9 protein-coding genes, 1 tRNA gene and 1 other RNA gene are annotated in these 13,306 nt (G+C 30.8%); 5 read left to right on the top strand and 6 right to left on the bottom strand.

From position 1 onward, the window contains the following. The first annotated feature begins 305 nt into the window (after positions 1-305). Entirely contained in the window at positions 306-2,687 is a 2,382-nt protein-coding gene (locus tag NPA13_RS00660) for a phosphoketolase (RefSeq protein ID WP_257089345.1), read from the top strand. Between the two features lie 81 nt (positions 2,688-2,768). On the opposite strand, the gene NPA13_RS00655 is transcribed toward NPA13_RS00660, so the two are convergent. From NPA13_RS00655 to NPA13_RS00635, 5 genes are all read right to left on the bottom strand, one after another. Then, positions 2,769-4,739 carry an endonuclease gene (locus NPA13_RS00655; RefSeq protein ID WP_257089343.1) on the bottom strand — a complete coding sequence of 657 codons (1,971 nt, stop codon included), beginning with the start codon at positions 4,737-4,739 and terminating at the stop codon, positions 2,769-2,771. A 93-nt stretch (positions 4,740-4,832) separates the two neighbouring features. Beyond that, positions 4,833-6,302, bottom strand: a complete 1,470-nt coding sequence (locus NPA13_RS00650; RefSeq protein ID WP_257089341.1) for an endonuclease — start codon at positions 6,300-6,302, stop codon at positions 4,833-4,835. 143 nt (positions 6,303-6,445) lie between these two features. Beyond that, complete coding sequence (locus NPA13_RS00645) at positions 6,446-7,291, bottom strand: HAD family hydrolase (RefSeq protein ID WP_257089339.1); 846 nt, start codon at positions 7,289-7,291, stop codon at positions 6,446-6,448. Between the two features lie 7 nt (positions 7,292-7,298). Beyond that, the gene (locus tag NPA13_RS00640) at positions 7,299-8,129 is read right to left on the bottom strand and encodes a bifunctional 5,10-methylenetetrahydrofolate dehydrogenase/5,10-methenyltetrahydrofolate cyclohydrolase (RefSeq protein ID WP_257089337.1); all 831 of its coding nucleotides are present in this window, start codon (positions 8,127-8,129) and stop codon (positions 7,299-7,301) included. Next, positions 8,117-10,606 (bottom strand): valine--tRNA ligase, encoded by a 2,490-nt coding sequence (locus tag NPA13_RS00635; protein ID WP_257089335.1) that lies wholly within the window; start codon positions 10,604-10,606, stop codon positions 8,117-8,119. Before NPA13_RS00635 ends, NPA13_RS00640 begins: the two co-directional genes overlap by 13 nt. 167 nt (positions 10,607-10,773) lie before the next feature. Between NPA13_RS00635 and smpB the strand changes: the two genes are divergently transcribed. The 4 genes from smpB to NPA13_RS00615 all read left to right on the top strand — a co-directional run bounded on the left by smpB (position 10,774) and on the right by NPA13_RS00615 (position 11,970). Next, complete coding sequence (smpB, locus tag NPA13_RS00630) at positions 10,774-11,214, top strand: SsrA-binding protein (RefSeq protein ID WP_257089333.1); 441 nt, start codon at positions 10,774-10,776, stop codon at positions 11,212-11,214. Between the two features lie 7 nt (positions 11,215-11,221). Then, positions 11,222-11,604: a transfer-messenger RNA gene (ssrA, locus tag NPA13_RS00625) on the top strand. A 3-nt stretch (positions 11,605-11,607) separates the two neighbouring features. Further along, positions 11,608-11,682 (top strand) — tRNA-Thr (locus tag NPA13_RS00620). A 99-nt stretch (positions 11,683-11,781) separates the two neighbouring features. Beyond that, positions 11,782-11,970, top strand: a complete 189-nt coding sequence (locus tag NPA13_RS00615) for a hypothetical protein (protein ID WP_257089331.1) — start codon at positions 11,782-11,784, stop codon at positions 11,968-11,970. On the opposite strand, the gene NPA13_RS00610 is transcribed toward NPA13_RS00615, so the two are convergent. After that, positions 11,967-13,211, bottom strand: a complete 1,245-nt coding sequence (locus tag NPA13_RS00610) for an HNH endonuclease signature motif containing protein (RefSeq protein WP_257089329.1) — start codon at positions 13,209-13,211, stop codon at positions 11,967-11,969. The two genes, NPA13_RS00615 and NPA13_RS00610, sit on opposite strands and share 4 nt — an antisense overlap. Between the last annotated feature and the right edge of the window lie 95 nt (positions 13,212-13,306).

Below are 13,306 nucleotides of genomic sequence, written 5' to 3'. Positions count from 1 at the left end.
ATTGTACCACAAAATGCAATTTCTATTATTTCTGTCTGATAATGAAACTAATTAGAGATGCAGTTTTATATAAAATCATTAATTAAATTTAATAGAAAATATATGCGATAAATAATACTAAAAATTTCTAAAAATAATTATATAAATGTACAAAATTCAAGTAGTTTGATGGTGCAAAATATTGGTTATTTTCGGTTTTGTTTAAAAAATAAATAAAGTAAAATAATGATACATTAAGTTACAAAACGTTTTAACTTGATGTTTAAATTTATTTCGAAATAAAATCAAACAAAAAAGGAAACAAGATGAAAAAAACTTTATTTGATAGTAAAAATTATTTAGATAAAGTGCATGCTTGATGACGTGCTGCTAACTATCTTTCAGTTGGGCAAATGTTTTTAAGAAACAACCCTTTACTTAGAGAAGAGTTAAAAGCCGAAGATGTTAAGATGTACCCAATCGGTCACTGAGGAACAATCCCAGGACAAAACTTAATCTATGCTCACTTAAACCGTGTTATTAACAAATACGACTTAGAAATGTTCTACATTGAAGGTCCAGGACACGGTGGTCAAGTTATGATTTCTAACTCATACTTAGATGGAAGCTACACAGAATTATTCCCAGAAATCTCACAAGATGAAGAGGGATTAAAAAGAATGTTCAAGAGATTCTCATTCCCTGGTGGAACTGCATCTCACGCTGCACCTGAAACACCTGGATCAATTCACGAAGGTGGAGAGTTAGGATACGCATTATCACACGCAACAGGTGCTATTTTAGATAACCCACAAATCATTGCTGCTACAGTAATTGGTGATGGGGAAGCTGAAACAGGACCACTTACAGCAGGATGATTCTCATCATCATTCATTAACCCAGTTAATGATGGAGCTGTATTACCAATCATCCACATCAATGGTGGAAAAATTGCAAACCCAACAATCTTAGCTAGAAAATCAGATAAAGAAATCAGAGATATGTTAGCTGGATTTGGATGAGAAGCTATCTTTGTTGAAGCTGATGTTTTTGACCAAAGAGGAATTCACAAACCAATGGCAAAAGCATTTGACAAAGCTATTGAAAAAATCCAAAAGATTCAAGCAAAAGCAAGACAAAAATCAGCTGAAGAAGCTACAAGACCTATTTGACCAGCTCTTGTTGTTAGAACACCAAAAGGTTGAACAGGACCTCACACATACAATGGTTTAACATATGAGGGAAGCTTTAGATCACACCAAGTTCCACTTCCTGTTACATCAGAAAAACCAGCTACATTAGACTTATTAAAAGAATGATTAACTTCATATCATCCAGAAGAATTATTTGATGAAAATGCTAAATTCAAAGCTGAATATGCTGAAATTGCTCCTAAAGGTGCAAAAAGAATGGCAATGCACCCTATTACAAATGGTGGTGTAAACCCTAGAGCATTAAACTTACCAGACTGAACACAATTTGCATTAGACATCAAAAAACCTGGTTCAGTTCAAGACCAAGATATGGTTAACGCTGGAAAATGATTTGCTGAAGTAATCAAAATGAACCCAGATAACTTCCGTGTATTCGGACCAGATGAAACTAAATCTAACAGACTTTACGATGTTCTTAAAGTTACAAACAGACAATGATTAGAAAGAGTAAATCCTGAATTAGATGAAGCTATCGGACCAGTTGGAAGAGTTATCGATTCACAATTATCAGAACACCAAGCTGAAGGATTCTTAGAAGGATACGTATTAACAGGACGTCACGGAATGTTTGCTTCATACGAATCATTCTTAAGAGTTGTTGACTCAATGCTTACACAACACATGAAATGAGTTGCTAAAGCAAGAAAAGTTCACTGAAGAAAAGATTACCCATCTCTTAACGTTATTGCTACATCAACAGCATTCCAACAAGACCACAACGGTTACACACACCAAGATCCAGGTATTTTAGGTCACTTAGCTGACAAAAAACCTGAATTAATTCGTGAATACTTACCAGCTGACTCTAACACATTATTAGCTGTATTAGACAAAGCTTACAGAGAAAGAGATGTAATTAACCTTATCGTTGCTTCTAAACAACCAAGAGACCAATTCTACAATGTAGAAGAAGCTAAAGAATTAGTTGAAAAAGGTCTTAAAGTTATTGATTGAGCTTCTACAACAAAACCAGGTGAAGAACCAGACTTAGTTGTTGTTGCATCAGGTACAGAACCAAACTTAGAAGCATTAGCATCATTAGAATACATCAACAAAGCATTCCCTTCACTTAAAATTAGATTCGTTAACGTAGTTGATTTATTAAAATTACGTCACCCAAGCATTGACCCACGTGGATTATCAGATGCTGAATTCAACACAATCTTTACAAAGAACAAACCAGTTGTATTCGCATTCCACGGATACGAAGGTCTTATTAGAGATATCTTCTTCTCACGTCAAAACCATAACTTATTTGTTCACGGTTACAGAGAAAACGGAGACATCACAACATCATTTGACATTAGACAAATGAGCCACATGGATAGATTCCACATCTCAATCACAGCTGCTAAAGCAGTTTACGGTGATAAAGCAGCTGACTTCGTAAAACAAATGGAAGAAAAAGTTGCATACCACAACAGATACATTAAAGAAGTTGGAATTGACATTGACGAAGTTAGATTCTGAAAATGATCAGGTCTTAAAAAATAAGACAAACACTTTATAAGTGTTAAAAGATAATTAAAAACACCTTAGTAATTCAAACTAGGGTGTTTTCATTTTGCTTTTTAATTAACTATTTTCTAAACCTACTAAAATACCTCTATTAACAAATGGTTTTCTACCTTCAAGACTATCAATAAGGTCTGGATAATCGATAAATGGATTTCTTAATCCACCTTGGTATCTAGCTGTTTCGTTGTTTCTATCAATATCAAATTGTGAAATTGAATCTGTTGAAACTCAGTTTTTGTATGTTTGATAGTAGTGGTCTTTAATGTATGGTTTAGTGTTTGAGAATATTGAATTTGATTTTTGATTTAAGTTTCTATTTCTATATGTAACTGTAAAGTATAGATATGCTCTAGCAATATCTCCCTTGAATGCATCTATTGGTTCAAATGTTGTCTCACCGATTGAGTTTGTCCCTAATTTTCCACCATTTCTTGATGTTTTAGATGCATCACTTACATTGTCGTGAGGGAAATTACCTCTGTTTGCATTAACTTTAATATCTGTAGGTCAAACGTGGTGCGCGTCTGAAACCATTGGTGATTCTTTGTTGAATCAAGATTGTGGAATTAAGTGTTCTTTGTTTGTCCCTTCCCCTTCATCTCTTGCAGATGATCTTTTTCCTCATTGAAAATCAGGGAATGTATACGGATCTCTTCCGTTTGGATTTTCTGAATAAATATCTAACAATGTATTATCTTTTTCAAAATATTTATCTTTAAATGCATTATATTGATCATAGAATGTTCCTAAAGCACCATATGAGCGAACTCCTCCAAAGTGACTGCTTTGAATTGCTAATAATACATCATATAACTCATCGCCCATTTTACCGTCAGCTTGTGCATAGTAATTATTACTTGCATCATATCTTAAACCATTAACAGTAACTGGTTGAGTTGGTTCTGAAGGTTCTGGATTTGGATTTGATGGTGTTTCATCATTTCCTGATGATGGTAGTGTTGATGGATTATCACTTCCATTATCTGATTCTTCTGTAGATGACTCCTCAACAATGTTAAGTTTTACAACAGACGTGTATAAATTGTCATTTGAGTAGTCAAATGTCTTATCTTCATTTCTAGCTGTTAATTTATATTTAACTGTTAGCGTTTGTGTTTGTGCATCGTATTCATAATTTAAGAAACTATTTGGATATTTTTTATTTTTGTATGTAAATTCTTTTTCTACATCATTTACTAATTGGAACTCATCGTTTTCAAATTCTGATTTGAATTTAAGAAATGCTGGTCCTTTTTTCTTATCTAATCCAACCGTTCTGTCTGTGTACATATAAGCAATATTTTCATGAGCATTTAACTTAGCTAAAACTTGTGTTTTTAAGTCTCCTGAAAGTGGTAATGAAACTAAAATATTGTTATATAAAGTTGTTATATCCTTTTCAACTGGTTGAACCACGTTACCTGAAAAATCAAGTGTAAATGTTGAAGTATACACATTGCTTCCAACTGCAATATAACCATCAGCTGGTTGTCCAACTTTATAACTAATTACAACTGTGTTTGTTTGTGCATCAAATGAATCAACATCTATTAATTTGTTGCTTGTAATTTCTTCATTAGTGATTTCGTTTCCTGCAAATGCTTTATTAATAAGTTTAAACTCTTGAAAAATACCATCATCATTTAACAACGCAACAAATGTATTATTTGCATCATTCAAACGAAGTGTGTTATCAGCAGCATTGAAGACAAGTTTTGCATTTTGTGCACTTAATCCTGAAACAATTGCTTGCTTGTTTTCTTCTGTTAAAGACATTGGGTTAGTAACTACGTTTGAAGCATCAGGTATTTCGTATTCGTTTATAGGTTGTCCCGGATTTGGTTCACGATTTGGATTTGAAACAGGTGGAGTTATTGGATCTGTAACTGGTTCCTTAGGTTCTGGTGTTGGTTTTTCATCAATTGGATTTGATGGTTCTGGATTTTTTTGTGAACATTGAGTTGATAATACTGATGTAGATGTAACAAATAGTGTTAATACTAATAATGGTTTTAAAAACTTTTTCATACCCTTACTATTATCACTTTTTTAAAAAAGTGATAGAAAATAGCCTTAATTTTCACAAAATGTGAAAAAAATAAGCCATTTTGGCCTATTTGATTAATTCTTTTGTGTAGCTGAAACAAGCACTCCTAAGTTTGTGAATGGTTTAGGATTTGATCCAACTAAGTTTTCTAATAAGTTAGGGTAGTCAATGAATGGGTTTCTTAATCCACCTTCAAATGCAGCAATTTTATTATTTCTTGCAACATCAAATGGAGAAACTGGATCAGTTGCTGTTCAGTTTGCGAAAGTATTAAAGTAGTGTTCTTTAATGTAAGGTGCTGTTCTAGTGAAGATTGATTGAGATGTAGCTGCTAAGTTTCTGTCATTGTAAGTTACAGTGAAGTAAAGGTATGATCTAGCAATGTCACCTTTGAATTCATTGATTGGTTCAAATGATGTCATACCAATTGAGTTTGTCCCTAATTTCCCACCGTTCATTGATGTTCAACTAGCAGAAGCATTCGCAACTAAATCGTGAGGATAGTTACTTCTTACTCCGTTTACTTTAATATCTGTTGGATAAATGTGGTGAACGTCTGAAACCATTGGTGATAGTTTACTGAATCAAGATTGAGGAATAACGTGTTCTCTGTTCATTCCATAGCTCTCACCAGAAGCATTATTACTTGTTGGATAAGATCTATATGTGTATGGATCTGTGCCTGTTGGGTTTTCGGAATAAATATCTAAGATTGTGTTATCTTTTTCAAAGTAAATATCTCTGAATGGTGAGTTACTTGATTTGTAGAAACCTGGAATATCTCCATATGTTCTAACACCTGATAAATGTGCTTTTTGAATCTTTAATAATGCAGCATATAATTCTGCACCGCTTTTTCCGTTAGCTGATGCATAGTAATTATTACTTGAATCATAGTTGTATGAGTAGTTTGAATTTAATGGTGTAATAGTTATATTTGAACTTCCTGTGTTTCCACCTGTTGTTGGTGGAGTTGTTGTAGTTTGTGCTTCCTTAAAGAAAACAGTAAATTTTGATGTGAATGTTTTAGTTGAAAATTCATATCCACTATTATCAGCAGCACTTGTTTTAATTGCAGCTTTGTATGTTAAAGTTAATTCATTTGTACTTGCATTAAATTGGAAGTTAATATCACCATTTGGTCTGTCTGTACCTTTGTATGTGAAAATTGGTTCTTCAAAGTTTGCTGGATGGAATTGAGCATTAATAGCTTCTTCAAATAATGCCCCAACAGCTGGTCCTGTTTTTCTGTTTAAACCAATTTCATTTGTATTTCTCATGAAGTATAAGAATTTGTTATTTCCATCTTTTAAATAAGTTAAGATTTGATCTTTTGAAGCAGCAGGAATTTCGATAGGTTTAAATACATTGCTTGCATTTTCTAATGAAACCTCAGCTGGTGCAGCAGGAATAACTGGTTTTGGTGTAACAATTTCTTTTCTTCCATTATCACCTGTTTTATTACATGAAAGTGAAACCATCGGTAAAATAGCACTAGCTGCTAAACTTGATGTTAAAAATAATTTTTTAAAAATTTTCTTCATTTTTCCTCCTTAAAATAAGGTTAAAAATTTCTATTATTTTAGTTGTATTATGTATCAATATAATTTAAAAATTATATTACTTATAATTTTATACAAATAAAAAATAAAAATATGGAAAATTTATTCCATATTTTGTGAAAAATTTACTTATCTAAAAATTGAGATAAATACTTTGCAAGTCCAGATTGATTGCATGGGAATTCAGTAATTTCATCAGCAATTTTCTTTAGTTCAGGAACTGAATTTTGCATTGCAATTAATGTTCCAACTTTACCTTTTGTAGTTGAATCATTCATTGAATCGCCAATGTGCATAGCATCTTTAGGATCAATCCCCTTAAGTTTGCAATATGCAATTTCAGCTTCACCTTTTGATGAACCAATCTTAGTAATTTCTAAGGTTTTATTTTTTTCTCCAACAAATGCTATTTCAAATATGTCTCCATATTTTTCTTTTCATCTTTTAGCAAATTTAGCAGCCTTTCTAGCTGATAAACTAGATAAAAGAGCCTTGTGTATAGGAAAATCGTTTTTGAAGTCTTTGTATGGTTTTGCATTTGTAATTCATCTGAATTTCTTAGAAAAGTTTTTGTAAATTTTATTTACAAATTTAATAATGTAATATAAGTAGTTTTTTACATATACGTGACTTGAATCAATTGTTACAAAAGCAAAGCTTTTAGAGATTAAATTAAATAATAACTGTGCTTTTTCAGGTTCAATTATTTCCTCTGAAATAATTTTTCCATTCTCAACTGTAACAGCTCCATTTCAAGCTATATATGTAATTTCTCCTGTTAAACCTTTAACAATATCAGAAGTTTTTGCACTTAAACCACGACCAGTTGCAACTACAACTGGAATTTGTTTATTTAACTCTGTAAGTGTTTTTTTAGTAAATTCTGTTGCACTACGCATTCAGAATTTTTCTTCCGGTCCATCTAATGTGGTTCCATCTAGATCGATAAAGATAATTTTAGGTTTCTGCATTAATCTCCTATTTAACAATGTCAACTAAGTTTTTCATTAATGCAACTACGGTCATAGGTCCAACTCCACCAGGAACTGGTGTAATTGCAGCTACTTTATCTTTAACATCTTCAAAGTCAACATCACCTGATAATTCTGCTGAAAGTTTGTCATCCAAGTTAGTTCCAACATCGATAACAATAGCTCCTTCTTTAACATTGTGAGCTTTAATGTATTTTGCAACACCTATTGCAACGATTAAGATGTCTGCATTTTCAATACCCTTAATTCCTGTTTCTTCATTATATGTAGAAACGTTAGCATTTTTTCTTTTAATAATGTGTGCAAGAGGTTTTCCTACAACATGTGATCTTCCAACAACACATACTCTTTTGTTTTCTACATCAATTCCATAGTGTTCCATTAATTCTAAAACACCACGTGCTGTAGCTGGAATAAAGTGTTTGTCAGCTGTATCGTTATATAATCTGAATTCATTTTTTGTTGTAAGTCCATCAATGTCTTTATCATATGGAACTGCATCTAAAATAACTTGAGTTGGTAAATGAGAAGGCAATGGTAACTGAACAATGATTCCATCGAATTTTTCATTGATTCTGTCCATTTTCTTAAGTAATCTGTCTTGAGAGATATCCTCATCAAATTTGAATAATTCAGCCTCAATCCCTAAATCTTCGGCTACTCTTAATTTGTGAGCTATGTATTTGTTTGAAGCAGCATTATCTCCTACTTGGATAATTGCCATTCTTAATTTTCTTTCTAAATCAAGATCAATTATCTCTTGTTTCAATTTAGCTAATTCTTGTTTAGCTAACTCTTTACCGCTTAATATTTGCATGATAATTCCTCCTCATATTTTTTAAGTTCATCTGTATATTTTTCTAATTTTGCTTTTTCAACAGCAACTTTATCAGCAGGAGCTTTTGAAACGAATCTTTCATTGTTTAAAAGTTGCTCTGCTCTAGCTATTTCTGCTTTAACAAAATTAATTTTTTCTAAAAGGAGCTCTTTATTTCTTTGTTTTGTTTCATGTGATTGTTTTATGAATAAAACATTGTCATTTAGTGCTATTAAGTAATCGTTATTATCTTCGTATAAAGCAAATACCATTTTGTTAATTGTCTCAACAGCAACTTGTGGAACGTCGTTTTTAAGTGAATAAATAAGAAGTTCTTTTTTAGAAATTTGATTATTTTCACGATATTTTCTAAGTTCAGTTACAACATCAATAACTGTGTTTATATAATCAGTTGAATGATCATCTTCAAATGTAGGTCATAATTGTTCTAATAATTCTGCATTAAAGATTTCTGAATATAACCTGTCTGTTATGAATGGTAAGAATGGATGAAGCGCAATTAAAGTTTTTTTTAGGACTTCAAGAGCCGATTTTTTAGAATATGAACTCTTTAAGAATTCAACGTATCATCCACTAAGGTCTGTGAAAATAAATTTGTAGATTTCTGAACCAATGATTGAAAACTCATAGTTATCAATAAGTGAATCGATCTTAACTGATAAGTTTTTAAGTTGATTTAATATTCACTTATCTGCATCAGTAGCTTCATTGTTATTATCTTCTAGTTCATTAATGTATCTAGCAATGTTTCATAACTTGTTATTAACTCTTCAAGCAGCTTCAACTTTATCGTCTGAGAATTTAATATCTAAACCTGGTGTTGTATTTGTGATTAAGAATCATCTTAAAGCATCTGAACCATATTTATCAACCATATCCATAGGGTCAACACCATTATTTAATGATTTAGACATTTTTCTACCTTGTGCATCTCTAATAAGGCCGTGAAGTAGTAATCTATCGAATGGTTTTTGACCTGTAAATTCAAGTCCAAAGAAGTACATTCTAGCTACTCAGAAGAAAATAATGTCATAACCTGTAACTAAAAGAGATGTTGGATAATATCTTTTTAGTTTTTCATCAGTTTGAGGTCATCCTAAGAACACAAATGGAGCAAGTCCTGATGAGAATCAAGTATCTAGAACATCTGGATCTTGAACTCATCCTTCACCTGGTGAATCAACTTGAACTTTCATATTACCATCTTGGTCATATCAAGCAGGAATTCTGTGTCCTCATCAAAGCTGTCTAGAAATTGTTCAATCATAAACATTTTCCATTCATTGACGCATAGTTAATTCAAAACGTTTTGGATAGAACTTAACAGTTTCTGGAGAATCTAAATCTTTTAAGATTAAATCTCTGAAGTGTTCCATTTTAACAAATCATTGTGGTAGCACTAAAATTTCAACTGGTGTTTTAGATCTATCTGAAATACCAACATTTGAAATTGTTGTTTCAACTTTTTGAATGTAACCATTATCTTGTAAAAATTGCGCAATCTTCTCTCTTGCCACAAATCTTTCTAAACCGTGGAATTCAGGTAATGCAGGATAGTTAATTAAACCATCTTTTGAAATTGTTTCGTTGATTTCAAGATTGTGTTTTTTTATAATATCAATATCAACTTCAGCATGTGCACTAAGTTTCATTAATCCTGAACCAAAGTTAATATCAACATATTCATCAGGTATGATTGGCAATTCTTTTTTAGTAATTGGGTGAATTACAACTTGTCCTTCTAAATCTTTGTATCTTGAGTCATTTGGATTAAATACAACAGCAACGTCGCTTAATAAAGTTTCAGTTCTAACAGTAGCAATTGTCAACACATTGTTTGAACCCTTAATTGGATAATTGATGTAGTACATTTTTTGCTCTGTAGGTTCATTATTAACTTCAATGTTTGATAAAGCAGTTTGTAACTTAACATCTCAGTTAATTGCTTTAACACCTTTGTAAATGAAACCTTTGTTGTATAAGTCAATGAAAACTTTTGAAACAGCTTCATTAGCTTCTACATCAAGTGTGAATCTTTCGGCTGAATAATCAAGTGCTAGACCAATTTTTGATCATTGTTGTCTAAATAAGTTTGCATATTCAGCTTTTCATTCTCAAATCTTACCAACGAAAGCTTCTCTGCCTAAATCGTGACGAGTTTGACCTGTTGATTGGAATAAAACATCCTCAACTTTTGATTGTGTAGCAATTCCGGCGTGATCCATACCTGGAACTCACATAACATCAAAACCATTAAGTTTCTTATATCTTATAATTGTGTCAGGTATATAAACATCGAGTGCATGACCTAAATGTAGCTTACCAGTTACGTTTGGTGGTGGTAGCAAAATAGTGAAAGGTTTTTTATCTAAATCATGAGTTTGAAAATATTTCTTAGCTTGTCATTTTTTATCAATGTCTTTTTCAACTAGCGTGTGATTATATATTTTGTCCATTAATACCTCCGTTAAATAATTTCAAGGTATTTTTACTTAAAAAAATATCTATATAAATAATTATTAAAATTATAATAAATTTTGCTAAAATTCCTTACCCCTTTTACTGGTAGCACATAAGTGAAAAAATAAAATGTTTATAAAACAATATAGTAAAATTTAATTGTATGAAGATAATTAGCACAAATAAAAAAGCTCATCACAACTATGAAATTATTGATAAATATGAAGCAGGAATTGAATTACTTGGTTGAGAAGTAAAATCAGCTAGAGCTAATTCAATTGACATTTCAAATGCCTTTTGTTCTATTTACAAAGGTGAAATGTATATTAAGGAAGCTTACTTCAAGCAATATATGCACGTAAAAGCTGATGAGTTTAGAGATAGAAAATTACTTCTTCATAAAAATGAGATTCGTAAGATTAAATTTGCTACAGAATCACAAGGTCTTACTATCATACCTTTAAAAATGTACTTTAATTCTTCATCAAGAATTAAAGTAGAAATAGCTTTAGCTAAAGGTCTTAAAAAGTATGATAAAAGACAAAAAATCATTAAAGACGAAGTTAATAAAAAACTAAATAAGCTAATTAATTCATATAAATAATCATTATGGGGATATAATGGTTTCGACATACTTTGGGGTGTTGTTGCTGCAGTAGTGTGGTAGACTATAATTACTTCTAGACTTTCTTAAATGGAAACGCTAAAAAAGAAAACAAAGTTTCAAACTTTGCAATGTTCTCAATGAACAACTTAAACCCAGTTTTTGCTTAATTAAATGCAATCTGGTGACTTTAATGCAGCTCCTTTCTATATTAAAGTTGGTCTTAAGAGGATAGCATTAGCTTTGGTAAACTAATGTGAAATTTAACCAAACTGTTTAATATTTTTCGAATACTTTATCATTAAAACAGTTGTCAAAAGTATTCTAAACTGTAGATGCAGCAACATGCTCAATTTGTGGACAGGGGTTCGATTCCCCTTATCTCCACCATTAGCCGCTTTAGTTCTAGTGGTAAAACAGTTGACTCGTAACCAACCATCATGAGTTCGATTCTCATAAGCGGCACCATTAGATTAATCTATTTAAACATCATGACTATTGAAGTTGTGATTTTTTTAATGTCTTTTTTGATAAATATTTATCATACTCTCAATATAAATTAATGAAATGCAATTGAAAAAGCCTAGTGATCTTAATTTAGAAATTTATTTTGCTACTGATGTAACTAATGTAAAAAATGCACAATTAAATATAGGAAAAAATAGACAGAAGTGTCCTGTCTATTCATTAGTTTTACATAAAGAAATTGTAAATCTACTAGAATGACTTAATGATTTATCACTACATAAAAATTAAGCTAACATTGATTGTATCTTTTCAGCTAATTCATTAATATCACTAATTTGTAAGTATGAGCTAGTGAATTCATATATCTCAGGATGCTCATGTAAAATTTTAATTATCGCTTTTAACTGCTCTTCTGTTTTTCCACTGTTCTTCTTTAACATTCTATGGCATGTTGGACATAATTTAACTAAATTACCTATTTCATCTAAATTATTAATATCATTTGATAGAGATATCACATGATGGATCTCGAAATATTGCCTATTTGTATTTTTCTTTAAATATGTACTTGTAGTTCCACAAATAGCGCATTTATCTTCTGCTAAATCATCGAATATGTCGATAATTTTTCAATTTCTATATTTTTTATCATTAACATCGGTTTTAAAATTTAAATCCTTTCTGAATTTTTCAACCAATTCTTTAGTTAATTGCTGTTTGTAAATATAGTTAGAAAAAAAGTTTAAACGACTAATGAAAGTAACATCGGCGTTTACTTTAGGTAGCTCAACATCAAAATAGACGATATCATCTTTTATAGATTTAGAATGTTGATCATATACAACTTCGAAAATAGTTGCTTTATAATCATTGATGAACCCTATTTCTTTAGCATAATAGAAAGAATTTATTCTAAATTGTGTGTTTCTTTTTTGAATATTATTAACAAACTGTGGTTGAAGATCTCGAGCATTAAAATTAATGTAGCATAAGGGGATATTTAACATGCCTACTATTATGTGTGATCTCTTAAGTTCTACTCTGTTGTTATAGAAATAATCCTGTGAAAGTCATTTTAATTTTGTATCAATGCTACCACGCAACTCTACGAAACCACGCATGAAATCCTTTTGATCTTCATTTAATAAAGTTTCGTCTGAATCAAAATTAGTAATTCATTTAGATGACCTAATTTTATTATTTATCATATTGTAAAATAGACTATAAGATAACCCTATATCATTTAAAATATAAAATCTAATGTCCACTTTACTTTTTATTGAAGAAAAATTAATTCAATTTTCATATCAAGAATGTTTATTCAATTTGTCTATCAAAGTTTCAAGATAGTCAAGTAAATTGAATTTGATTGAATTTACAAATTTCGATGATTTAAAGTTCGAATATGTATAGAAATATTCTTTCCCATCAATTTCGCAAGTTAATGTTCTACTGTGGAAAGCACCTAATATAAATGGCGAACTTTCCATTTTAATAAAATCTGAAAGTTTAATATATTTAAATTTCATGTAATATCCCCCAATAATTTTTTAATTACATTATAGTAATTCTAACATAAAAACTCAACATTTTTGAATTGCTAGTCCGAATAAGATGTATAATT

The organism is Mycoplasma sp. 2045 (genome assembly GCF_024582715.1).
Lineage (GTDB): Bacteria > Bacillota_I > Bacilli_A > Mycoplasmatales > Metamycoplasmataceae > Mycoplasmopsis.
This window is presented reverse-complemented; position numbering and strand designations above follow the sequence as displayed.